Genomic DNA, 21,775 nt, shown 5'->3' with positions numbered 1-21,775 from the left:
GGGCGGCCTCAGGCCCGGCCGGTGTCGATCACGCAGAAGCGGTTGCCCTCCGTGTCGGCGAGTACGACGAAGTCGGCGTCCTCCGGGTAACTGTCCCAGTCCACGCGGTGGGCTCCCAGGGCCAGCAGCCGTTCGACCTCCGCCGCCTGGTCCTCCGCGTCCCCGGCGTAGAGGTCCAGATGCACCCGGGGGCGCTCCCGCACCGGGGTCTCGCTGAGGCCGAGGGAGATCTGGGCGCCGGTTCCCCGTGGGTGCACCAGCACGACCCAGTCGTCCTCCGGCTCCTCGCGCGGGACGTACCCGAGGGCCGCCGTCCAGAACGCGGTGGCCCGCCGTACGTCGGACGCGCCCATCACCACGGATCCGATTCTCAGCATGGTCCGATTCTCGCCCCTGCGGATCCGTCGCCCTGCGGCGATGCTGGAAACAGACCTCGACCTCAGGAGGTGCGCCCATGTTCCGCACCGTCACCGTGGGCATCGACGGTTCGCGCGAGAGCCTGGCCGCCGCCGAGTGGGCGGCCCGCGAGGCACGGCTCCGCGCGCTGCCGCTGCGGCTGGTCAACGTCTGGGAACCGGTTCCCGAGCCGATGGGGCGGGAACCGGTGCTGGGGCCGAGTCCGAGCCCAGGTCAGGGGTCGGGGCCGGGGCCGGAGACGAGGCCCGAGGGGCGGGAAGGGCAGGAGGTGCAGGAGGGGCAGAGGCGGAGCGCGTGGGGTGACACGGGTGTCGGGAAGGTGCTGAGCGAGGCCGCCGAGGGGATTCGGCTACGGCATTCCGGGGTCGACATGAGCGTCGAGCAGCTGGCGGGCCGGGCGAGCGAGGAACTGGTGCGGGCGGCGCACGCCGGGGAACTGCTGGTCCTGGGGTCCCGTGGGCTGAGCGGGCTCGCCGGGTTTCTGCTCGGGTCCGTCGGGCTGCATGTCGTCGCGCACACCGAGCGGCCGGTCGTGCTCGTGCGGGCGGGGGAGGAGGCCGCGGACGAGCATGTGCCGGGGGCAGCCGGTGGCTCGGGTGACGCCACGGCTACGCCGTTTCGGCCCGTCGTGCTCGGTCTGGACACCATGCAGCCGGATCACACGTTGATCCGGTTCGCGTTCGAAGCGGCGGCGGTGCGAGGGGCCTCGTTGCGGGTGCTGCACGACTGGCGTCCGCCGGCCCACTCCGGCCTGCGGGAGCGGCCCGGTCTGGAGGCCGATCTCGATGCCGATGTGGGGGAGGTGGAGGCCGGGACGTTGAGTGCGGTGCTGCTGCCGTGGCGGCGGGAGTTTCCGCAGGTCGAGGTGGTGGAGGAGTCACGGCGGGGAAAGGCGGCGGAGCACCTGCTGGACGCGTCCCTGGACGCGTCCTTGCTGGTGGTCGGGCGCCGGATCAGGCATGCGACGGTGGGGGCGCATATCGGGCCGGTCGTGCATGCGGTGCTTCATCATGCGGGGGTGCCGGTGGTGGTGGTCGCGCATGAGTGAGGGCAACGGCCTCTGCGGACCGTTGAAGAAGCACGGGGCACAGCCCCTGCTTCTTCAGGAGCGCGGGGAACTGCGCGACCAGCCCCCACCGGACCCGCACTCGCCGATGGGGGTGGGGGCCCGGTACGGTTTCTCGCCCCCGCCGCCCCTACCCGTTCCCATCCCCAGGGGCTGCCGCCCCTATTACCCCGCCTTTGGGTTGGTTGTTTGGGTGCCGGTGGGTGGGGGCTTGTCGCGCAGTTCCCCGCGCCCCTGAAGGGCGCGCCCGCAGCCCGGGGTTCCCAGTGCGCGGGGTTGACCCTGGCCCTACTTGGTGGGTGTCAGGCGGGGGATTTCGATGGCGGGGCAGCGGTCCATGATCATGTCCAGGCCGGCTTCGCGGGTGCGGTGGTAGGCGGGCTCGTCGATGACGCCCAGTTGGAACCAGACGGCCTTGGCACCGATGCGGGTGGCCTCGTCGGCTATGGGGCCCGCCAGGTCGCTGTTGACGAAGACGTCGACGACGTCCACGGGGAAGGGGATGTCGGAGAGGGAGGCGTAACCCTGCTCGCCGTGGACCGTCTCGGCCTTCGGGTGCACCGGGACGACGCGCTTGCCGAAGCGCTGGAGGACCTCCGCGACGCCGTACGCGGCGCGGTCGCGGTTGTTCGACAGGCCGACGACGGCCCAGGTGTCGCCGAGTTCCGTCAGAACCCTGCGGATGGTGGTGGGATCGCCGTACATGCCGTCTCCTCTGTCCGTAGGCCGTAGGCCGTAGGCCGTAGGCCGTAGGCCGTAAGCCGTAAGCCGTAAGCCGTAAGCCGTGGCCCGTGGCCCGTCGCCGGTGGTCCGTCGCCCGTGGTCCGTTGTCTGTGGGGGTCCGTGGGGCGCGCTCGGTTGTGGGGCCGTGCTGTCTGCGGCAACAGCGGGCGGTGGTCGGCGATTCCCCGACAACCCGTCTCTGTGTCCGGAATGCCGTCCTCCGCACTGCGTTCGGCCGTTTCCGCGCCTACGCTCACCCCGTGCTGCGTATCACCGACGCCCGGACCGGCGAGCCCGCCGAGATCCACAGGGCGCTCACACGGGTCCATGCCCAGGTGCCGGGGGACGACGCCTCGGCCCTGCGTGTCCTGCTGGTCGCCGATGTCCTCGCCCGTGCCCTGGAGCTGGGCGGGAGCCCTGTCCTCCTCGTCGCCGACCCGCCCGCCGGGCTGCGGGTGCGTGCCGACGACCTTGGCATCCGGCCGAGCGAGGCCACCGGGACGAGAGGCGGGAAACGGGTGCTGCACGTGATCGGCTCGGGGGAGCCGGCGGGCGGCGATCACGGCCACGGTGACGGTGACGGTGACGGTAGCGAGCTCGTCCCCTCCGACACCGACACCGACACCGACACCGACACCGACACCGACACCGACATCGGCTCCGGCGTCACGGTCGAGGTCGCCCCCGTGACGGAAACCGGGGAAACGGCCGCGACGGGCGCCGCCCTCCGGCTCGCTCTCCTCAGCCACTCCCGTCGGACCCCCGTGACCCTCGACGCCGCCGCCCTGGCCGAGGCCGCCCGCGCGCTCGATCACTGGCGCAAGGCGGTGGCCGCCTGGGCGACGCGGCCGTCGAAGCCGATTCCCGAGTCCGCGCGGCAGGCTTTGCGCGATGCCTGGGAGGACGACCTCGACGTACGGGCGGTGCTCGACGTGCTGCGGGACGTGGAGGGGGCGCGGGACATGCCTGACGGCGCGCGGTTCGAGACGTACGCCTACGCGGACCGGCTCCTCGGTCTGGAGCTCACCCGTGAGATCGGAGCATCGGCGTGAGCGCGCGCGCCGGAGCGGGCCCGTTGCGCAGACTCGTCGTCCTGCGGCACGCCAAGTCCGCCTGGCCCATGGGGGTTCCCGACCACGAACGGCCCCTGGCGCCGCGCGGCCACCGCGACGCACCCGCCGCCGGACGGGCCCTCGCCGAGGCGGACTGTCTGCCCGACCTCGCCGTGTGCTCCACAGCCGTACGGGCGCGCCAGACCTGGGAGCTGGCCGCCGCGCAGTGGGGGACACCGCCGCCCGTACGGCACGACGGGCGGGTGTACGCCGCCGACGTGCCGGAACTGCTCGACGTGGTGCGCGAGACCCCGGACCATGTGCGCACGCTGCTGCTCGTGGGCCACAACCCGGGGCTGGAGGAACTGGTGCTGGACCTGGCGGGCGACGCCCTCGACGACACGCTGGACGACGTACGGACCAAGTTCCCCACCTCGGCGATGGCCTTCCTCTCCTGGCACGGCGAGACATGGGCCGCGCTCGCCCCGGGCACGGCACTGCTGACGGATCTGATCGTGGCCAGGGGGAGGAAGCAGGTCTGACCGGACCTCGTCCGACGATGCCCCGGGCGGGCGTGCGCCGGCGTACGCATAGGCTGGCCGGATGCAGGACGAGTACCGCACCGTCGCCCGCGCCGGCGTGCACGAGACCGAGGTCAACCGCTCCCGGTTCCTGTGCGCGCTCGCCCCGGCGGCCACCGAGCAGGAGGCCCAGGCCTTCGTCGCGGCCGTCCGCAAGGAGCACCCCGACGCCACCCACAACTGCTTCGCGTACGTCATCGGCGCCGACGCGGCCGTACAGCGGGCGAGCGACGACGGAGAGCCCGGCGGCACCGCCGGTGTCCCCATGCTGCAGATGCTGCTGCGACGGGACATGCGGTACGTCGTCGCCGTCGTCACCCGGTACTACGGCGGGGTCAAACTGGGCGCGGGCGGCCTCATCAGGGCGTACGGCGGTGCCGTGGGCGAGGCGCTGGACGCGCTCGGCGCCATCACGCGCCGGCGCTTCCGGCTGGCCACGGTGACCGTCGACCACCAGCGCGCCGGCAAGGTGCAGAACGACCTGCGGTCCACCGGGCGCGAGGTCCGTGACGTGCGCTACGCCGAGGCCGTCACCATCGAGATCGGCCTGCCCGACGCCGACGTGGACGCCTTCCGCGCCTGGCTCGCCGACGCGACGGCGGGTACGGCCGGATTCGAACTCGGGGGCGAGGCGTACGGGGACGCGTGACCGGGGTCCCGCCGGGGCGCGCGGGACGGTGCGGTGCGTGTTCCTTAGCGGTGCGGATCGTTGGACGGACCATGCAGACCGAACGGGTGGCGCGGCGGGCCGACGGAGTGCGTACGGGTGTGGTCGATGCGCGGGCGATCGATCTGTGCGCGGTGCGGCGCCGGGTCGATGGAGTGCTTGAGGACTTCCTCGCCGAGAAGACGAGTGCGGCGGCGGGTCGGGGGCATCCGCCGGAGGTGGTGGACACCGTACGGGACTTCCTGGCGGCCGGCGGGAAGCGGATCCGGGCGCTGCTGTGTGTGGTGGGCTGGCACGCGGCGGGCGGAGACGGGGAGGCGAGGGCGGTGCTGCGGGTGGCGGCGTCGTTGGAGCTGTTCGTGGCCTTCGCCCTCATCCACGACGACATCATGGACGACTCGGATCGCCGCAGGGGCCGCCCCGCGGTCCACCGTCTGATGCGAGCCCGGCTGGGGGACGACGAGCGGGCCGAGCGGCTGGGGGCGGGCGGCGCGCTGCTGGTGGGCAACCTCGCGTTGATGTGGGCACAGGAGCTGCTGCACACCGCCGAGTTGGAGCCCGCGCGGCAGCGGCGGGTGCATCGGCTGTTCGACGCGATGCTGGAAGAGGTGATGTACGGCCAGTACCTGGATGTGATGGGTACCGGCCGTGGCGCTGACGATGTCGAGGCGGCCCTGCGGATCATCCGCTACAAGACCGCCACCGCGACCGTCGAGCGGCCCCTGCAACTGGGGGCCGCCCTGGCGGGGGCCGGTGAGGCCACGATGGATGTGTTCGCACGGCTGGGGCTGCCGCTGGGGGAGGCGTTCCAGCTGCGGGACGACCTGCTGGACGTCTTCGGCAGCCCGGACGGCGCGTGCGCGCCGGGTCTGAGCGATCTGCGGGAGGGCAAGCGGACCGTACTGCTGGCGCTGGGCCTGCGGGGCGCCGACCCGGGCCGGCGCGCACGGCTCGGCCAGCTGGTGGGCAGGGCCGACCTGGGGGAGCGCGAGGCGATTGAGGCCCGGACCATCCTGCACGCCACCGGGGCACGGGAGCAGACCGAGCGGATGATCGCCTCCCGCTACGAGCAAGTGCTGCGGGTCCTGGACGGGGCCGGCTTCCCGCAGGCCGCGGACCGTGCTCTGCGCGGCCTGGCGGTCACCGCGACCCGGTACACCTCCTGACCTCGCCGTGCCCACGCGATCCGGTACACCTCCTGACCTCGCCGTGCCCGCCCGCCCCGGCACACCTCCTGACCCCGCCGCTGCCGCGCGCCCCGGGGCACTGGCCGCCACCGCCGCGCGTCTTAACAGGCGTGCCGCCCCACCCCGAGCAGAAGGAAGCCGTGATGACCGAGCAGGTCCTCGACCGTGTCGCCGGATACGAGCGCAGGTTCAACGCGCTCTTCGAGGAGTACTTCGACACGTTGGGCGCCGGTGTCGACGCGCCGTCGTTCAGCCGTTTCACTCCCGACTGCCTGCGCTTGCTGCGGGATCTGTCCTTGCGGGGCGGGAAACGGATGCGCGTCGTCCTGCTGCACGAGGCGGCTCGTCTGGTGACCGCCGAGCCCGTCGAAGGGCTGGACGCCGCGGCGCTCAGCATCGAACTGCTGCAGACGCACGGCCTGGTGCACGACGATCTCATCGACGACAGCCCCACCCGCCGGGGCGGCCCCTCCACCTACTACGCCTACCGTGAACGGTTCCCCGACCACCCGCGGGCGGCCCTCGGTCTCACCGTGCTCGCGGGCGACCTCGCACTCGGTCTGTCCCTGCGGGTGCTCCTGGACGCGAAGCTGCCCGTGGCGGTGCGGCAGGCCATGATCGACGTGCAGACACGGGCGGCGTCCGACACGTTCGTGGGCCAGATCATCGACCTGGAACGCGATTTCACCGCCCCCGCGGACGGGGAGGCCCTGCACCGCGTGGCCGACTACAAGTCCGCCCGCTACTCGATCCTCGCGCCCATGTGGCTCGGACTGCTGGCCGCGGGCGAGCAGCCGGAGCAGTTCGAACAGGAACTGCGCGACTACGCCCGGCTGGCGGGGATCTGCGGGCAGATGCGCGACGACTACCTGGACCTGTTCGGGGACGCGGCCACCATGGGCAAGCCGACCGGCACCGACATCCGCGACGGGAAACACAGTTACACCGTCAGCGCCCTGCTGTCCGCCGTCGACGGACCCGAGCGCGCGGTGGTGCTGGCCGCGCTCAAGGACCCGTCCTGCACGCCGGAAACCGTCGCCGCCGTACGGGAGATCGGTGAGAGGCGTGGAGTGACGGTCAGGATGCGGGCGGACATGCGGCGCCATGCCGAGCAGGCGGCCGCGGTGGCCGCCGGCTGGCGGTCACGGTGGCGTGAGGAAGCGGTCACCTTCTTCGAGCACGCCCCGCTGTGGAGCGTTGAGCGAGCCAAGTGACCAGCGCGCGCACGACGGTCGCGGCGCGCCCGGCCGGTGTGCGCCCCGGGGGAGGAGGAGCGGAACCCGTGCACGGTGAGGCCGCGGCCGCCAGGTCCGCGAGGGCCCGGCTCCAGCGCGCGGGAAGGGTGTCGCCGTCCGGCAGGGCACGGTCGATACGGAAACACACGCTGGTGGTGTCCCCGTAGGAGAGCGCCACGACGGCCAGGGGGACCCCCGGCGGGCAGCAGATGACGGGGTCGATGCCGTGCACCGCCGCCTCGCCGTAGTGCAGCCGTCGGCGCATCACGAGAGAGGAGGCGCAGACGGTGAGCCTGCCCGGGACGGTGCTCGCCGCCACGAGTCGCCGGAACAGCCCCCGGGGCAGGCGGATGAGGGCCGCGCGGAGCACCGTCCTGTGCTCGGCGGACTTCAGCGCGGAGGTGAGGGGCCGCGTGCGGGCCAGCCGCCGCCCCACGGGCATGGTGCCGCCGGGCAGGTCGATCCGGGTCAGGAACAGCCGGTTGCCCGGGGCCGCCGCCTCGTCGGGTGTGCGCAGGTTGACGGGCACCATCACGGGGATCGCGGCACCGGTGGCGCCGGGCCAGGACTCCTCGGCCCATTGGGCGATCGCGTGGGCCAGGGCGGTGAGGTAGACGTCGTTGGTGCTCGCTCCGGCGGCGCGGGCCACGGTGCGCAGGCCGCCGGAGGGCGCCTGGACCCACAGGGTGTGCCGGCGGCCGGACAGCGGATGCGAGGCGGATCGCCACAGGCGGTGCTTGCGCGCGTGCCGCAGCAGGACCACGCCGCTGCGCACGGCCTGCCGCGGACGCGGCCGGGGGACCGGGGAGACGTCCCGGGCGAGCACGGAGAACTGTTCGGGCCGCAGTGGTGGCCCGAACAGGGTCTCCATGACCGTGACGACGCTCGCGCCGTCCTGGACGGCGTGGTGGGTGAGATACAGCAGAGCGAACCCGTCGGCCACATGACCGTGCAGGAGGACCATGCGCCAGGCCGGGACCCCCTCGGTCCATGGCTCCCGCAGGTGGAGCCGCACGGCTGCCTCAAGGGCCCCCGGCTCACCGGCCACCCGCTGGGCGCGCACATGCCAGGTCAGGTCCGGGACGGCGGGCGTCCACCGTGCCGTCGGCCCGTCGCCGGTCAGGACATGCGTCAGACAGGGAAGACCGGCAAGGCGCGCGGTGACGTGCTCGCGCAGACCGGCCGGATCGGGTACGGCACCGGTCAGATGCAGCACCGCCCCGACCGTCGCGTTGGCGTCCGGATGGTCCGCGAGCCGTTCGGCCTCACACATGACCAGGTCGGCGGGGCTGGGAGGCGGGAACCGGCTCATGCCCATGGCCCCAGGAGGCCGAAGACCGGCCCACCGACCGCCGCGCCGACCAGCGCCCCGGCGGTGACCTGGCCGACGGTGTGGCAGCGCAGCCGGACGCGGGACCAGCCGATCAACGCGACCAGAGGGGCCAGCGCGAGCATCCGGAGGCCGAAGACCGAGGGGAGGACGGCGACGGCGCCGGCGGCGACCGCGCAGTGCACCGAGACCTTCCAGAAGAAGGTGAGCACCAGCAGGGCGAGAAGGACGGCCAGCATCGCCGTCACCAGGGCGGTCACCACGGCGGTGGCTTCGAGCCCGTACAGCAGCGCGGTGCCGGTGACGACCGAGGCCATCACCCCGGGGGCGGCCACGATACGGTCCTGCCGCCGCCGTACATGCCGGTCGTCCCAGTACCGGCGGCGCTCACCGAAGCGCAGGATCAGCGTGGGCAGCACCGCGGTGAACACGGCCGCGAAAGCCCCCCAGCCGAGGCCGGCCCAGCCCTCGTCGTGCCAGCCCAGCGACGGGGCCAGGACCAGCATCCAGTTCCTCGGTTCGCCGCCGTCACTGAGCAGCCACGCCCAGCGGGCCTCGCCGCGCGGCACCACCCCGCCCTCGGCCGGGTGGGAAGGGCCGGGCGGTGGGGCCGCCGCGGCCGGTGACGCGGAGGAAGCCGCGACGTCGTGTGGTGACACCCCTGAAAGCACCGCCCCTTGTGTGGTGTTGCCGCCGTGCGGCGTCCACCCTCGCAACGACACCCTCACGGAGCCGGTCACGGGACGGGCGCGGCCTGCTCGATCCCGGTCGGCGTCGCCCGGGCCGTACGCGGGCGGTGGGTGCGGGTGCGGGCCATGAAGGCGGTCATGCCCAGGGCCGCCATGGCCACCGCCCAGCCCGTGCCCAGCAGCAGACAGCCGGCCGGCACGACCTCCAGGCCGCCGGCGGCAACCGAGGTCTGCACCGCCCCGTACGCCGGCAGGAAGCGCACCACGGGACTGTCCGCGTCGGGGTTGATCAGGGGATTCTGCAGCACCAGATCGATGGAGCTGATCATGATGGTGAGGAACATCCCGGCCAGCTCGCTGCGCAGCACGGCCGCCAGCACGATGCCGATGCCGCCGTAGACCAGCGCGCCGGTGAACATTCCCGCGGCGAGCACCAAGGGCTGCTCGGGGCGCCAGAACCAGTGCATCCACGCGGTGGTGTAGGCGGCGACCAGAGCCGCGACCAGAACGAGCGTGGCGCATTTCGCGACCGCGAGGCACGAGCGGGGAAGGCCCGCCCGCACCAGACGCTGGTCGAACAGCGCGGAGCGGGCCGTGGCGACGAACATCATGAACGCGATGACCAGGGACAGGGCCTGCAGCGCGCCGTTGATCTGGACCAGGATGTTGCCGTCCATGACCACCGTGCGGCCGACCGCCCGGATCCGGAACCGCAAGGGGGTACGGGCCACCACCGTGAAGGCCAGCGTGGTCCACAGCGGGACGAACAGGACGACCATGAGCAGCGCCAGCCCGTTGCGGGCCTGCTCGATCAGGGTGAATCGCAGGGCCGTCCCGAAGCGGGACCACCACCGTCTCATCCCGGCACCACCTCCGATCCGGTCTGCTCCGTCCTCCGCAGCACGCCTTCCCGGAGGCGGTACAGGCTGTCCAGGCGGGAGGCGTCATGGGCGAGGTGCGAGACCACCAGCACCGCGCACCCCCGGTCACGCAGGGCCGCCGCCAGGTCCCAGAACCGCAGATAGGTCTCCCAGTCGAAACCCTGATACGGCTCGTCCAGGAGCAGCACCTTCGGATCGTGCATCAGCGCGAGGACCAGGTTGAGTTTCTGGCGCGTGCCGCCGCTGAGCGCGGCCACCCGCTCGTGCAGGTAGCCGCCGAAACGCAACTGCTCCAGCAGCTCGAAAGCCCTGTCCAGGTTGTCCAGACCGTAGGCGGCCTGGAAGAACCTCAGATGCTGGTCGATGGAGAAGGCCTGGTGGAGCACCGTGTCCTGCGGGCAGCTCCCCAGCACTCCCACCCGCTCCACCACGCCGCTGTCCGCCGCCAGATCCCCGACCAGAATGCGCAGCAGAGTGCTCTTGCCGGCACCGTTCTCGCCGACGATGCCCAGCAATTGACCCGCGTGAAGATCCAGGGACACCCCTCGTAGAACCGGGCGCCGGCGATAGCTCTTGCGTACATCCCGGATCCGCAACACCGGCTCACCGGCCAGCACCACCGCATCCCCCTCCATGCCACGACGTTCCGGACAACCTCACGCGAGCACCAACGACATGGGACGGCAGCGGTGACGGGCCGGTGCGGGTGTCGAGGTTCGTGAGGGGGCAGGTGCTCCCAGGCGTTAGCGTGGTGGGTGCTGACGGCGAGCCCGTGCTGGTTCGTCCTGGTTCATTCCGGTTGTAGAGGCCCAGTGAGGCCCATGTAGGGGGAAATGTGCGGGGCGGGGCCGTTTCATGAGATTGCTGCACACGTCCGACTGGCATCTCGGTCGGGCGTTCCACCGGGTGAACATGCTCGGCGCGCAGGCCGAGTTCATCGGGCACCTGGTCGACACGGTGCGGGAGCGCGACGTGGACGCGGTCGTCGTGGCGGGGGACGTGTACGACCGGGCGGTGCCCGCGCTGGCCGCGGTCGAGCTCTTCGACGATGCCCTGCACCGCCTGGCCGACCTGGACGTGCCCACGGTGATGATCTCCGGGAACCACGACTCGGCGCGACGGCTCGGCGTCGGCGCGGGACTCATCGGCCGGGCGGGCATCCACCTGCGGACGGCGGCCTCGGCGGCCGGCACCCCGGTGATCCTGCCGGACACCCACGGCGACGTCGCCTTCTACGGGCTGCCGTATCTCGAACCCGCCCTGGTGAAGGACGAGTTCGGGGTGGACAGGGCGAGCCACGAAGCCGTGCTCGCCGCCGCCATGGACCGGGTCCGCGCCGACCTGGCCACCCGCCCGGCAGGCACCCGTTCCGTCGTCCTGGCCCATGCCTTCGTCACCGGCGGCGCGCCCAGCGACAGCGAGCGGGACATCTCCGTCGGCGGGGTCTCCTCCGTGCCCGCCGGTGTCTTCGACGGCGTCGACTACGTGGCGCTGGGCCACCTCCACGGCAGCCAGACCCTCACCGACCGCGTCCGCTACTCCGGCTCCCCGCTGCCGTACTCCTTCTCCGAGGCCGACCACCGAAAGAGCATGTGGCTGGTGGACCTCGGCGCCGACGGTTCGGTCGACGCCGAGCGGATCGACTGCCCCGTGCCGCGCCCGCTCGCCCGGATCCGGGGGCGGCTGGACGAACTGCTCGCCGACCCGGGGCTCGCCCGGCACGAGGAGGCGTGGGTCGAGGCCACCCTCACCGATCCGGTCCGGCCCGCCGAGCCCATGGCCCGGCTGTGCGAACGCTTCCCGCACACGCTCAGCCTCGGCTTCGACCCCGAACGCGCCCCCGGCGACCCGGTCGTCTCCTACGCCCGGCGCCTCGCCGGCCGCGACGACCAGCAGATCGCCGAGGACTTCGTGGCCCACGTCCGCGGCACCGGCCCCGACGCCCACGAACAGGCCGTCCTCAGGGACGCGTTCGACGCCGTACGGGCCGACGAGACGATCAGGGAGGTCGCCCGATGAGGCTGCACCGCCTCGACATCACGGCCTTCGGCCCCTTCGGTGGCGCCCAGTCCGTCGACTTCGACGCTCTCTCGGCCGCCGGGCTCTTCCTGCTGCACGGTCCGACCGGCGCGGGCAAGACCTCCGTCCTGGACGCCGTCTGCTACGCGCTGTACGGGTCGGTGCCGGGCGCCCGGCAGAGCGGCCAGGGCATGACCCTGCGCAGCGACCACGCGGCGCCCACGACCCGTACCGAGGTCCGCCTCGAACTCACCGTCGCCGGACGCCGGTTGGAGATCACCCGGCAACCGCCCTGGGAACGGCCCAAGAAGCGCGGCGCGGGCACCACGGTCGAGAAGGCGCAGAGCTGGTTGCGCGAGTACGACGCGGTCGCCTCCTCCTGGAAGGACCTCAGCCGCTCCCACCAGGAGATCGGCGAGGAGATCACCCAGCTCCTGGGAATGAGCCGGGAGCAGTTCTGCCAGGTCGTGCTGTTGCCGCAGGGCGACTTCGCGCGGTTCCTGCGCGCCGACGCCGAGGCGCGGGGCAAGTTGCTCGGCCGCCTCTTCGACACCCACCACTTCGCCGCCGTCGAGAAGCGGCTCGCCGACCGGCGCCGGGCGACCGAGGCGCGGGTGCGCGAGGGCGACGCGGAACTGCTCGCCGACGCCCACCGGATGCAGCAGGCGGCGGGGGAGGGGCAGGAGCTGCCCGAGCTGGCGCCGGGCGACCCGGGGCTCGCCGACGCCGTGCTGGGCTGGGCCGCCGTCGCCCGCAGCACCGCCCGCGAACGGCTGACCATCGCCCATTGCGCCCGCGCGGCGGCCGAGTCGGCACGGGCCGCCGCCGACCGCACCCTCGACGACGTACGCGAAGTGGCGGGGCTGCAAAGGCGGTTCGCGGAGGCGCGGGAGCGGGCGACGCGGCTGGAGGAGCGGGCCGAGGAGCATCGGGCGGACCGGGCGCGGATGGAGCGGGCCCGCAAGGCGGAGGCCGTGGTTCCGGCGCTGGAGCTGCGGGACGAGGCCGAGACCGAGCACCGGGCCGCGAGCGCGGCCGAGGCACGCGCGCGTGCCGGACTGCCGCAGACGCACACCGACGCCGGAGCCGCCGGGCTCGCCGCCGCCGCCCGCAAGGCCTCGGAGGAGCTGGGCGGACTGGAGTCGGCCCGCCGCGCCGAGCGGCGCCTCGCCGTCCTCCTCACCGAGCGGGCGGAGCTGGACGGCGAGGAGCGGGCCGACGAGGACGTCCTCCAGGACGCCGAGGGCTGGCTGGCCGCATGGGAGACGACCCGGTCGGACCTGCGGACCCGGATCGAGTCCGCCCAGGAGGCCGCCACCCGCGCCGAACAGCTCGCCGTGCAGCGGGAACCGGCCGAGCAGCGGCTCGGGGCCGCCCGGCAGCGCGACCAGCTCGGACGGGACACCGACGACGCCCAGGCACGGGTGCTCCGGCTGGCCGAGCGCGCGGTCGAGGCGCGCGCCCACTGGCTGGACCTCAAGGAACAGCGGCTCTCGGGCATCGCCGCGGAACTCGCCGCCGAACTCGTCGAGGGGCGGCCGTGCGCCGTCTGCGGCGGTACGGAACATCCCGAACCGGCCCGGAAGGTCGCCGGACACGTGGACCGCGAGATGGAGGAGCGGGCACTCGCCGCGTACCAGCGGGCCGACGAGGAGCGCGCCGAGGCCGAACGGCGCCTGGGAGTCGTACGGCAGGCGTACGCCGCCGCGAGCGCCGAGGCCGGTGACACGCCGACCGATCAACTCGCCTCGATGGTCGAGGAGTTGGAGGAGCGGTACGCGCGGGCGCGGGCGGATGCCTCCGCGCTGCATCCTGCCCGGGAGGCCCTGCTGCACGCCGAGCGGGAGCGGGACCGGCGGATCGCCGCCCAGCAGGAGGCGGCGGTACGGGCCGCGTCCCGCAACACCCGGCGGGACACGCTGGAGCAGGAACGGCTAGCTCTGGAAGGGGAGTTGACACAGGCACGGGGTGACGCCGAGAGCGTCGCCGCGCGGGCCGCGCAGCTGGAGCGGCTGGGCGGGCTCCTCACCGCCGCCGCCGAGGCCGTACGGACGGCCCACGACACCGCGCAGCGGCTCAAGGACGCCGACGCGCGCCTCGCCGACGCGGCCTTCCGCGCCGGGTTCGACACCCCCGAGGCCGCTGCCGCCGCCGTGCTCGACGACGCCGCCCACCGGGACCTCCAACACCGCCTCGACGCCCGGCAGTCGGAGGAGGCCGCCGTACGGGCCGTGCTCGCCGAGGCGGAGACGGCGGCCGCCGCCGAGCGGGCGCCCGCCGACCTCGCGACCGCCGAGCGGGACGCCACGGCCGCCGCGCGACGGCTCCAGGACACCGTCTCCGCGTGGGACGCCGCCCAGCGGCGCCGCGCCGAACTGGACCGGCTGTCCGCGCGCGCAACCTCCTCCGTACGGCGGCTGGCGCCGCTGCGGGAGGAGTACGACCGTGTCGCCCGGATGGCGGGGCTCGCGGCCGGCACCTCCGCCGACAACGAGCGGAAGATGCGCCTGGAGGCGTACGTCCTCGCCGCCCGCCTGGAACAGGTGGCCGCCGCCGCGACCGCACGGCTGCAGCGCATGTCCTCCGGCCGCTACACCCTCGTCCACTCCGACGACCGCGCCGGGCGAGGTCGCAGCGGGCTCGGACTGCACGTCGTCGACGCCTGGACCGGTCGCGAGCGGGACACGGCCACGCTCTCCGGCGGCGAGACGTTCTTCGCCTCCCTCGCCCTCGCCCTGGGCCTCGCCGACGTCGTCACCGACGAGGCGGGCGGCGTACGGCTCGACACCCTCTTCATCGACGAGGGCTTCGGCAGCCTCGACGAGCAGACCCTCGACGAGGTCCTGGACGTCCTGGACGCGCTGCGCGAACGCGACCGCAGTGTCGGCATCGTCAGCCATGTCGCCGACCTGCGGCGGCGCGTCCACGCGCAGTTGGAGGTCGTGAAGGAGCGGACGGGGTCGGTCGTGCGGCAGCGAGGCCTGTGAGCGGCAGCGGCTGTCGGTGCCTGTCGGCGGCCCGCGGCTGTCAGTGACCCAGGGGGCGCCGGGGGAGCGGGGAGGAGTAGACGACGCTCGTCGTGACCGACCCCAGCGTGCCGATCTTGCCCGAGACCTCTTCCAGGTGGCGCATCGAACGGGCGGCGACCTTGATCACGAAGCAGTCGTCGCCCGTGACGTGATGCGCCTCCAGGATCTCGGGCGTGACGGCCACCAGGTCGTGGAACGGCTTGTAGTTCCCGTTGGGGTAGCGCAGGCGGACGAACGCCAGGATGGGCAGCCCCAGCCGCTCCGGGTCCACGACGGCGGCGTACCCCTGGATCACACCAGCCTCCTCCAGCCGCCGCACCCGCTCGGTCACCGCGCTCGCCGACATCGACACGGCACGGGCCAGCTCGGCGAAGCTGGCCCGGCCCTCGCGCTGGAGGACCTCCAGGATGCGCCAGTCGGTGGCATCGGGAAGGTACGGGGGATTCGCGGTCATGTCCGATGGATAGCAGGGGAATCCCCGGCCGATCAAGGCCCGGGCCGTGGAACGCCCCTTCAGGAAGGGGATCACCGACCGTAGATTTCTGGTCAGGGAAACAAGGACTTCCGCGAGGGAAAGGCCAGCTCATGACCGTCACCACCCCGTCCGCCGTCAACTCCGTGCTGCGTGTCGCACCCGCCGCCCCGGCCGAGGCGGCCGCGTACTTCCGGGCCAGTCTGGTCTTCCACACGGACGTGTCCGACGTGGCCTCCGCCCTCGCCGCCGGCGGCGACCCCGGCTTCGTCGTCCTCGACTCCCGCTCCACCGACTCCTGGGACCAGGGCCACGTCCCGGGCGCGATCCACCTGCCCACCGCGCTGATTCCCGAGCAGGCCGAGAAGCTGCTCGACAAGTCCGTGCCCGTCGTCACCTACTGCTGGAGCCCCGCCTGCAACGGCGCGACCCGCGCCGCCCTCGCCCTCGCCGAACTCGGCTTCCAGGTCAAGGAGATGCTCGGCGGCTTCGAGTACTGGGCGCGCGAGGGCCTCGCCTACGAGACCTGGGAGGGCGGGGCAAAGGGTGCCGCCGACCCGCTGACCACCCCGGTGGGCGCCGAGAACTGCGGCTGCTGACAGCCTGTCAGGGCCGTTGCTGACAACTTGTCAAGAAGCGGGCAGGGGTGCCGAGTTGGGTCGCGGCGGGCGCCGTGTAGCTTCTGGGCATGGCTGGATACGCGGATGCTGTGGTGGTTCCCGATGTGGTGCGGTGGGTGGAGTCGAGCGGCGGACCGCTCATAGCGCTGCCGGAAGCGGTGCTGCCGTTCTGGGCGGGCGCCGACGGCGACGAGACGTCGTCCGACTACGACCGCGCCTGTGACGTCGACGGATACGTGGGCCTCCTGCCGGTCGGCGACACCCGGGCCCTGGTCCTCGGCCACGAACCCGCCTCCACCGCCTATCTGCCCGAGCACGGCACCTTCGTACGCCGGTACGCGGCCGACTCCGAGGCCGAACCCCTCGCCGACGTCCCGACGGCGCTCGGCCAGGCCGCCTGGGAGCCCGAGGTGCGGTGGCGGGTGCCGGGTCCGGTCGTCCTGTTCGACGCCGCCCGGCCCGGGGACGCCTTCCGGGAGACGGACCATGTACGGGTGGACCTGGACCCCGGCCACTACGGCGTGCGCGCCGCCCGGGTCCCGACGGGACCGGAGACCTGGCTCGGCCTCGTCCAGGTGAGACCCCTGACCGACTGAAGCGGCGCGGAGGCCGGGCCCGACCGCACCTATGGCGAACCGCACCTGTGGCGAGGGGCCCGGCCTGCCCGGATCACAGCTGGGACAGCTCGTCCACCAGGTCGTCCAGGCCCAGGGACCCCTGGGACAGCGCGGCCATGTGCCAGGCCTTGGCGTCGAACGCGTCGCCGTGGCGCCGCTTGGCGTTCTCCCGGCCCAACAGCCAGGCGCGCTCGCCCAGCTTGTAGCCGATGGCCTGCCCCGGCATCGTCAGATAGCGCGTCAGCTCGCTCTCCACGAAGTCCGCCGGGCGGCTGCTGTGGGCACCGAAGAACTCCTGCGCCAGCTCGACGGTCCAGCGCTCACCCGGGTGGAAGGGCGAGTCCGCCGGGATCTCCAGCTCCAGATGCATACCGATGTCGACGATGACCCGGGCCGCCCGCATCATCTGCGCGTCCAGATAGCCGAGCCGCTCCTCCGCGTCCTTGAGGAAGCCCAGCTCGTCCATGAGCCGCTCCGCGTACAGCGCCCAGCCCTCGGCGTTGGCGCTCACCCCGCCGATCGTGGCCTGGTAGCGGGACAGGTCGTCCTTGACGTACACCCACTGCGCCAGCTGGAGGTGGTGGCCGGGGACGCCCTCGTGGTACCAGGTCGAGACCAGGTCGTACACGGGGAAGCGGGTCGCACCCATCGTCGGCAGCCAGGTGCGGCCCGGGCGGGAGAAGTCCTCGGTCGGGGCCGAGTAGTACGGAGCCGCCGCGCCGCCGGGCGGGGCGATGCACGACTCGACCTTGCGGACCGGCTCGGCCAGGTCGAAGTGCGTGCCGTCCAGCGCCTCGATCGCCTCGTCCATCAGGGACTGCAGCCACTCACGGACCTCGTCGACACCCTCGATGTGCCGGCCGTGCTCGTCCAGATGCGCCAGCGCCACCCACGGCGTCTCGGCGCCGGGCAGGATCTTCGCGGCCTCCTTCCGCATCTCGCCGAGCAGCCGGTGGAACTCGGCCCAGCCGTACGCGTACGCCTCGTCGAGATCCAGGTCCGAGCCCGTGAAGTAGCGGACCAGCTTGCCGTAGCGCTCCCGGCCGACCGTGTTCGGCGCGTCCTCGACCGCCGGGGCGTACACATCGCGCATCCAGTCGCGCAGCTCCACCACGGCCCGGGTCGCCGCGCGGGCGGCCTCGTCCAGCTCGGCGCGCAGCGACTCGGGGCCCGCCGCCGCGAAGTCCTCGAACCAGCCGCGCCCCGAACCGTCCGTGTCCGCCCACTCGGTGAGCTGGCCGACGAAGGTCGCGGTCGGGCGGGGGCCCGCGTACAGCTTGCGCTCCAGGCCCAGCGCGAGCGACTCGCGGTAACCGGCGTACGCCGTCGGCACCGCGCGCAGCCGCTCCGCGATCGCCGCCCAGTCCTCCTCGGTCTCGGCCGGGGTGATGGTGAAGACCTCGCGCACGTCGTGCGGCGGCGTGACCATGTTGCCGACCGCGCGCAGACCCTCGTCGGCCTCGTGCACGGCCAGCTCCGCCGACAGCCGCTCGCGCAGCAGGCGCGCGCACCGGCGCTCGGCGTCACTGTCCGCGCCCGGCTGCCGCTCCGCCTCGTCGAGCCGCGCGAGCGTCGCCCGGATCAGCTCCGCCCGGGCCTCCTGGCCCGCCGGCGAGGTGTCCGGCAGCCTGCTGGAGCTCTCCTTCACACCCAGATAGGTGCCGGTCACGGGGTCGAGGGCGATGAGGTCGTCGACATAGGCGTCGGCGACCTCACGGGGCAGGGGACTCTTGGTGTCAGACATGCCGACAATCTTGGTACGGCGACGGGGGCGACGTCAGCTGCTTAACGGGCGCTTGAGCCTTACGTCGGCCGGATTCCGCTCACGGCGTGATCCGTACCCAGGGGGTTTCAGAGCGTGGGTCGGTCGGTGTCCGGTGGGAGCAGAGGCCCGCAGTCCCACTGCTGGAAGATCAACCGCGTCTCCACCCGCGCCACCTCCCGCCGGGACGTGAACCCGTCGAGCACCAGCCGCTGCAGATCCGCCATGTCCGCGACCGCGACATGCACGAGATAGTCGTCCGGGCCGGTGAGGTGGTAGACGGTCCGTGACTCCGGCAGCGCCCGGATCCGCTCCACGAACGGCCCCACCAACTCTCGCCGATGCGGCCTGACCTGCACCGAAAGCAACGCCTCCAACCCGCGCCCCAGCTTGGCCGGATCCAGCCTCAGCTGATGGCCGAGGATCACGCCCGCGCGGCGCAGCCGTGTCACCCGGTCCAGACAGGTCGACGGCGCGACCCCGACCTGCGCGGCGAGATCCCGGTACGTCGCCCGGGCGTCGTTCTGCAACAGCCGCAGCAGATGGAGGTCCACCGGATCGAGTACGACGGATTCGGCCATTGTTCGAACGTAACACGGGGTGCGACCGCCCCCGCCCGGTCGATGTTCACTCTGACGCCATGAACTCAGCGAGCACGCACGCGTACGACCACGCACGCACCACGCCGAGAGCGCTGGCCACCGAGGCCGTGCACGCCGGCCGCGACGACCTCGCGCGCCAGGGCCTGCACGCCCCGCCGATCGACCTGTCGACGACCTACCCCTCGTACGACAGCCGGGGCGAGGCCGCCCGCATCGACTCCTTCGCCGGCGACGGCGCCGAGCCGGAGGGCCCGCCGATCTACGGACGGCTCGGCAACCCGACCGTCGCCCGCTTCGAGACCGCCCTCGCCCGCCTCGAAGGCACCGAGAGCGCGGTCGCCTTCGCCAGCGGCATGGCCGCACTGAGCGCGGTGCTCCTGGTCCGCGCCTCGATGGGCCTGCGCCATGTCGTCGCCGTACGACCCCTGTACGGCTGCAGCGACCATCTCCTCACCGCCGGGCTGCTCGGCACCGAGGTCACCTGGGTCGACCCGGCCGGCGTCGCGGACGCGCTGCGCCCCGACACGGGCCTGGTCCTGGTCGAGTCCCCGGCCAACCCGACCCTCGCCGAAATCGACCTCCGCGCCCTCGCCCACGCCTGCGGCTCGGTCCCGCTCCTCGCGGACAACACCTTCGCCACGCCCGTCCTGCAACGCCCCGTCGAACAGGGCGCCCGGCTCGTCCTGCACAGCGCCACCAAGTACCTCGGCGGCCACGGGGACGTCATGGCCGGGGTCGTGGCCTGCGACGAGGAGTTCGCCGGGCGGCTGCGCCAGGTCCGCTTCGCCACCGGCGGCGTCCTCCACCCGCTCGCCGGATACCTCCTGCTGCGTGGCCTGTCCACCCTCCCGGTGCGCGTCCGCGCGGCCTCGGAGACCGCCGCCGACCTCGTCCGCCGCCTCGCCGCCGACCCGCGCGTCGCCCGCGTCCACTACCCGCGCATCGGCGGCGCCATGATCGCCTTCGAGGTCCACGGCGACCCCCACCAGGTCATCGCCGCCGTCCGCCTGATCACCCCGGCGGTCAGCCTCGGCAGCGTCGACACCCTCATCCAGCACCCGGCCTCGATCAGCCACCGCATCGTGGACGAGACGGACCGAAGGGGCGCCGGGGTGAGCGACCGGCTGCTACGGCTCTCGGTGGGGCTGGAGGACGTGGACGATCTGTGGGCGGATCTGGACGGGGCGTTGGGGACGGGGGACGAGGGGGCGACGGGGGAGCGGGGCCTTGGTGAGGCGGTCGTGTCGGCGACGAGAGGCGCCTGAGTACGAGGGCTGATCGGTGGGTGCTGCCGGGCGGGGCCGCGCCCCTTCAGGGGCGCGGGGAACTGCGCGACCAGCCCCCACTCACCCGCACCCGACAACGCGCCCCGCAGCCCCCCCGCGCCTCCGCGTCACTCGGTCAATCCAGCCGACCGCATCCGCGCCGCACGCGAAGCGACCGCCACCTCATCCAACCTCGCCGTGATCACCAACGTCCCCTCCTCGATCTGATAGTCGAGCGGCAGCTCGAGCCCCCGCATCGCCGCGACCATCCCCGTGTTCGACGACTGCGTCACCACATACACGTTCTCGCAGCCCGTCCCGGCCGCCATGTCCACCAGCCTGCGGAGCAGCTCCCCGCCGATCCCACGCCGCTGCCACTCGTCCTCGACGAGCAGCGCGATCTCCGTCTCATCGCCGTCCCACAGCAGATGACCGAGACCCACGAGGCGCCCCGAGGCCGTCTGCGCGGCGAGCGTCCGCCCGAAACTGGGGCTCAGCAGATGCTTGAGATACCGGTCGGCGTCACCCACCGGCCCGTGGTACCGCATGCTCAGCGTGCGCGCGGAGCACCGGTCGTGCATCGCCTTCGCCGCCCGCAGGTCCCCGCCGTCGGCCCGCCGCACCGTGATGTCGTTGCCCTCCGGCAGCGTCAGCACATCCTGGCTGCGCGGGATCCGCGGGCCCAGCCGCGCGTCCAGCTCCACCAGCGCCCGCGCCCGCGCGAACTCCGTCGGTGTGAACGGCAGATACGGCCGCTCCACCGTGATCACCCCACCCTCCGGCGCCCGCAGCCGCATCACCGTGTCCTCCAGGGCCCCTTCGACCGGGGCGCTCTCCTGGGCCCGGCCCGAGCCGGGAGCGATGGCGGGCAGCGAGCGGATGGTGCAGCGGCCCAGCAACTGCCGCAGCGCGAGCGGGAGTTCCGCCGCGTCCAGTGCCGTACGGGTGGCCAGGCCGAGGATCCGGGTCGGCGCGTCCACCAGGTCGTGGGCGTCACCGCGCTCGATCCAGGTCCCCGTGCCGCCCGCCTCCGACACGGCCCGGTCGATCTCGGAGGCCGGCAGCTCCTCGGGGGCCCGGAGCAGGAACTCGTCCACCGTGCCCTCGGCCAGCGGATGCGTCTGCAGGCTCAGGATGTCGACCCGGTGCTCCGCCAGCGCCGTGCACAGCGCTGCCAGCGAACCCGGCGCGTCCTTCACCGTCGTCCGCATCCGCCACATCAGGGTCGCACCGGTGACCACCGGTGCGACCGCCTCGGACAGCCCGGCCTGCTGCCCTGCGGCGAGCGGCGGCCGGGCGTCGGTATCGCTCGTCGGCGGCGCGTGACCGTGGCGCCGTTCCCACCAGCTACGGAACCCCGCCGTGGCCGACAGCAGACGGTGGTGCACCGGGCGGCCGTCGCGCGACCGCGTCACATCAGACATGTCTTGAGTCATGCAGCCACTGTGAACGAACGGTGTTGCGTGATCACGAACGCATTGTGACTGACCGGTAAAAGCATCGTTCCGCACCTTTTGTTGCTTTTTGTATGACTCGTGCTGTCGGAACCGACGCCAACCAT

General features: G+C 73.0%; 21 protein-coding genes. 11 read left to right on the top strand and 10 right to left on the bottom strand.

Annotated features, from left to right (window positions below; translation table 11 throughout):
• Positions 1–8: 8 nt before the first annotated feature.
• The gene (locus ABT147_RS10220) at positions 9–377 is read right to left on the bottom strand and encodes a VOC family protein (protein WP_351403951.1); all 369 of its coding nucleotides are present in this window, start codon (positions 375–377) and stop codon (positions 9–11) included.
• A gap of 77 nt (positions 378–454) precedes the next feature.
• Between ABT147_RS10220 and ABT147_RS10215 the strand changes: the two genes are divergently transcribed.
• A complete protein-coding gene (locus ABT147_RS10215; RefSeq protein WP_351403949.1) occupies positions 455–1,465 on the top strand; it encodes a universal stress protein in 1,011 nt (336 codons plus the stop codon).
• A 306-nt stretch (positions 1,466–1,771) separates the two neighbouring features.
• On the opposite strand, the gene ABT147_RS10210 is transcribed toward ABT147_RS10215, so the two are convergent.
• Positions 1,772–2,188: a CoA-binding protein gene (locus ABT147_RS10210; protein WP_351403947.1), complete on the bottom strand. Its 417-nt coding sequence runs from the start codon at positions 2,186–2,188 to the stop codon at positions 1,772–1,774.
• A 278-nt stretch (positions 2,189–2,466) separates the two neighbouring features.
• On the opposite strand from ABT147_RS10210, the gene ABT147_RS10205 reads away from it, so the two are divergent.
• The 5 genes from ABT147_RS10205 to ABT147_RS10185 all read left to right on the top strand — a co-directional run bounded on the left by ABT147_RS10205 (position 2,467) and on the right by ABT147_RS10185 (position 6,907).
• On the top strand, positions 2,467–3,258 hold the full coding sequence (locus ABT147_RS10205) for a hypothetical protein (protein ID WP_351403945.1): 792 nt from the start codon (positions 2,467–2,469) through the stop codon (positions 3,256–3,258).
• Positions 3,255–3,800, top strand: a complete 546-nt coding sequence (locus tag ABT147_RS10200; protein ID WP_351403943.1) for a SixA phosphatase family protein — start codon at positions 3,255–3,257, stop codon at positions 3,798–3,800. The genes ABT147_RS10205 and ABT147_RS10200 overlap by 4 nt, the downstream gene beginning before the upstream one ends.
• Before the next feature lie 61 nt (positions 3,801–3,861).
• Positions 3,862–4,488 (top strand): YigZ family protein, encoded by a 627-nt coding sequence (locus ABT147_RS10195; RefSeq protein ID WP_351403941.1) that lies wholly within the window; start codon positions 3,862–3,864, stop codon positions 4,486–4,488.
• 71 nt (positions 4,489–4,559) lie between these two features.
• Entirely contained in the window at positions 4,560–5,672 is a 1,113-nt protein-coding gene (locus tag ABT147_RS10190) for a polyprenyl synthetase family protein (protein WP_351403939.1), read from the top strand.
• Positions 5,673–5,836: 164 nt separating this feature from the next.
• Positions 5,837–6,907, top strand: coding sequence for a polyprenyl synthetase family protein (locus tag ABT147_RS10185; RefSeq protein ID WP_351403937.1), 1,071 nt, complete (start codon positions 5,837–5,839; stop codon positions 6,905–6,907).
• Here the strand turns inward: ABT147_RS10185 and ABT147_RS10180 are convergent.
• The 4 genes from ABT147_RS10180 to ABT147_RS10165 all read right to left on the bottom strand — a co-directional run bounded on the left by ABT147_RS10180 (position 6,858) and on the right by ABT147_RS10165 (position 10,463).
• Positions 6,858–8,240 (bottom strand): wax ester/triacylglycerol synthase domain-containing protein, encoded by a 1,383-nt coding sequence (locus ABT147_RS10180; protein WP_351403935.1) that lies wholly within the window; start codon positions 8,238–8,240, stop codon positions 6,858–6,860. The genes ABT147_RS10185 and ABT147_RS10180 overlap by 50 nt on opposite strands.
• Positions 8,237–8,917, bottom strand: a complete 681-nt coding sequence (locus tag ABT147_RS10175; protein ID WP_351403933.1) for a phosphatase PAP2 family protein — start codon at positions 8,915–8,917, stop codon at positions 8,237–8,239. Before ABT147_RS10175 ends, ABT147_RS10180 begins: the two co-directional genes overlap by 4 nt.
• Before the next feature lie 77 nt (positions 8,918–8,994).
• Entirely contained in the window at positions 8,995–9,807 is an 813-nt protein-coding gene (locus ABT147_RS10170) for an ABC transporter permease (RefSeq protein WP_351403931.1), read from the bottom strand.
• Complete coding sequence (locus ABT147_RS10165) at positions 9,804–10,463, bottom strand: ABC transporter ATP-binding protein (protein ID WP_351403929.1); 660 nt, start codon at positions 10,461–10,463, stop codon at positions 9,804–9,806. Before ABT147_RS10165 ends, ABT147_RS10170 begins: the two co-directional genes overlap by 4 nt.
• Before the next feature lie 220 nt (positions 10,464–10,683).
• Between ABT147_RS10165 and ABT147_RS10160 the strand changes: the two genes are divergently transcribed.
• Positions 10,684–11,847: an exonuclease SbcCD subunit D gene (locus ABT147_RS10160; protein WP_351403927.1), complete on the top strand. Its 1,164-nt coding sequence runs from the start codon at positions 10,684–10,686 to the stop codon at positions 11,845–11,847.
• On the top strand, positions 11,844–14,834 hold the full coding sequence (locus ABT147_RS10155; protein ID WP_351403925.1) for an AAA family ATPase: 2,991 nt from the start codon (positions 11,844–11,846) through the stop codon (positions 14,832–14,834). Before ABT147_RS10160 ends, ABT147_RS10155 begins: the two co-directional genes overlap by 4 nt.
• 40 nt (positions 14,835–14,874) lie before the next feature.
• Here the strand turns inward: ABT147_RS10155 and ABT147_RS10150 are convergent, their stop codons facing one another.
• Positions 14,875–15,330: an Lrp/AsnC family transcriptional regulator gene (locus tag ABT147_RS10150; RefSeq protein ID WP_351403923.1), complete on the bottom strand. Its 456-nt coding sequence runs from the start codon at positions 15,328–15,330 to the stop codon at positions 14,875–14,877.
• Positions 15,331–15,461: 131 nt separating this feature from the next.
• Between ABT147_RS10150 and ABT147_RS10145 the strand changes: the two genes are divergently transcribed.
• A complete protein-coding gene (locus tag ABT147_RS10145; protein WP_351403921.1) occupies positions 15,462–15,947 on the top strand; it encodes a rhodanese-like domain-containing protein in 486 nt (161 codons plus the stop codon).
• Between the two features lie 89 nt (positions 15,948–16,036).
• The gene (locus ABT147_RS10140; protein WP_351403919.1) at positions 16,037–16,564 is read left to right on the top strand and encodes an immunity 21 family protein; all 528 of its coding nucleotides are present in this window, start codon (positions 16,037–16,039) and stop codon (positions 16,562–16,564) included.
• A gap of 73 nt (positions 16,565–16,637) precedes the next feature.
• On the opposite strand, the gene ABT147_RS10135 is transcribed toward ABT147_RS10140, so the two are convergent.
• On the bottom strand, positions 16,638–18,329 hold the full coding sequence (locus tag ABT147_RS10135) for a DUF885 domain-containing protein (protein WP_351403917.1): 1,692 nt from the start codon (positions 18,327–18,329) through the stop codon (positions 16,638–16,640).
• A 107-nt stretch (positions 18,330–18,436) separates the two neighbouring features.
• Positions 18,437–18,928: an Lrp/AsnC family transcriptional regulator gene (locus ABT147_RS10130; RefSeq protein WP_351403915.1), complete on the bottom strand. Its 492-nt coding sequence runs from the start codon at positions 18,926–18,928 to the stop codon at positions 18,437–18,439.
• A 59-nt stretch (positions 18,929–18,987) separates the two neighbouring features.
• On the opposite strand from ABT147_RS10130, the gene ABT147_RS10125 reads away from it, so the two are divergent.
• On the top strand, positions 18,988–20,214 hold the full coding sequence (locus ABT147_RS10125; protein ID WP_351403913.1) for a trans-sulfuration enzyme family protein: 1,227 nt from the start codon (positions 18,988–18,990) through the stop codon (positions 20,212–20,214).
• 128 nt (positions 20,215–20,342) lie between these two features.
• Here ABT147_RS10125 and ABT147_RS10120 read toward each other — a convergent pair whose 3' ends face one another.
• A complete protein-coding gene (locus ABT147_RS10120; protein WP_351403911.1) occupies positions 20,343–21,638 on the bottom strand; it encodes a GNAT family N-acetyltransferase in 1,296 nt (431 codons plus the stop codon).
• Between the last annotated feature and the right edge of the window lie 137 nt (positions 21,639–21,775).

It is taken from the genome of Streptomyces sp. NPDC001868, assembly GCF_040297125.1.
GTDB lineage: Bacteria > Actinomycetota > Actinomycetes > Streptomycetales > Streptomycetaceae > Streptomyces.
The sequence above is the reverse complement of the archived record's forward strand: the minus strand, read 5'-3'. Positions and strand labels throughout refer to the sequence as shown.

Bases quoted from the DNA above. Each gene is read 5' to 3' on its own strand.
- ABT147_RS10220 (WP_351403951.1), bottom strand. From the start codon at position 377: ATGCTGAGAATCGGATCCGTGGTGATGGGCGCGTCCGACGTACGGCGG.
- ABT147_RS10215 (WP_351403949.1), top strand. From the start codon at position 455: ATGTTCCGCACCGTCACCGTGGGCATCGACGGTTCGCGCGAGAGCCTG.
- ABT147_RS10210 (WP_351403947.1), bottom strand. From the start codon at position 2,188: ATGTACGGCGATCCCACCACCATCCGCAGGGTTCTGACGGAACTCGGC.
- ABT147_RS10195 (WP_351403941.1), top strand. From the start codon at position 3,862: ATGCAGGACGAGTACCGCACCGTCGCCCGCGCCGGCGTGCACGAGACC.
- ABT147_RS10190 (WP_351403939.1), top strand. From the start codon at position 4,560: ATGCAGACCGAACGGGTGGCGCGGCGGGCCGACGGAGTGCGTACGGGT.
- ABT147_RS10185 (WP_351403937.1), top strand. From the start codon at position 5,837: ATGACCGAGCAGGTCCTCGACCGTGTCGCCGGATACGAGCGCAGGTTC.
- ABT147_RS10180 (WP_351403935.1), bottom strand. From the start codon at position 8,240: ATGAGCCGGTTCCCGCCTCCCAGCCCCGCCGACCTGGTCATGTGTGAG.
- ABT147_RS10170 (WP_351403931.1), bottom strand. From the start codon at position 9,807: ATGAGACGGTGGTGGTCCCGCTTCGGGACGGCCCTGCGATTCACCCTG.
- ABT147_RS10165 (WP_351403929.1), bottom strand. From the start codon at position 10,463: ATGGAGGGGGATGCGGTGGTGCTGGCCGGTGAGCCGGTGTTGCGGATC.
- ABT147_RS10160 (WP_351403927.1), top strand. From the start codon at position 10,684: ATGAGATTGCTGCACACGTCCGACTGGCATCTCGGTCGGGCGTTCCAC.
- ABT147_RS10155 (WP_351403925.1), top strand. From the start codon at position 11,844: ATGAGGCTGCACCGCCTCGACATCACGGCCTTCGGCCCCTTCGGTGGC.
- ABT147_RS10150 (WP_351403923.1), bottom strand. From the start codon at position 15,330: ATGACCGCGAATCCCCCGTACCTTCCCGATGCCACCGACTGGCGCATC.
- ABT147_RS10145 (WP_351403921.1), top strand. From the start codon at position 15,462: ATGACCGTCACCACCCCGTCCGCCGTCAACTCCGTGCTGCGTGTCGCA.
- ABT147_RS10140 (WP_351403919.1), top strand. From the start codon at position 16,037: ATGGCTGGATACGCGGATGCTGTGGTGGTTCCCGATGTGGTGCGGTGG.
- ABT147_RS10135 (WP_351403917.1), bottom strand. From the start codon at position 18,329: ATGTCTGACACCAAGAGTCCCCTGCCCCGTGAGGTCGCCGACGCCTAT.
- ABT147_RS10130 (WP_351403915.1), bottom strand. From the start codon at position 18,928: ATGGCCGAATCCGTCGTACTCGATCCGGTGGACCTCCATCTGCTGCGG.
- ABT147_RS10125 (WP_351403913.1), top strand. From the start codon at position 18,988: ATGAACTCAGCGAGCACGCACGCGTACGACCACGCACGCACCACGCCG.
- ABT147_RS10120 (WP_351403911.1), bottom strand. From the start codon at position 21,638: ATGTCTGATGTGACGCGGTCGCGCGACGGCCGCCCGGTGCACCACCGT.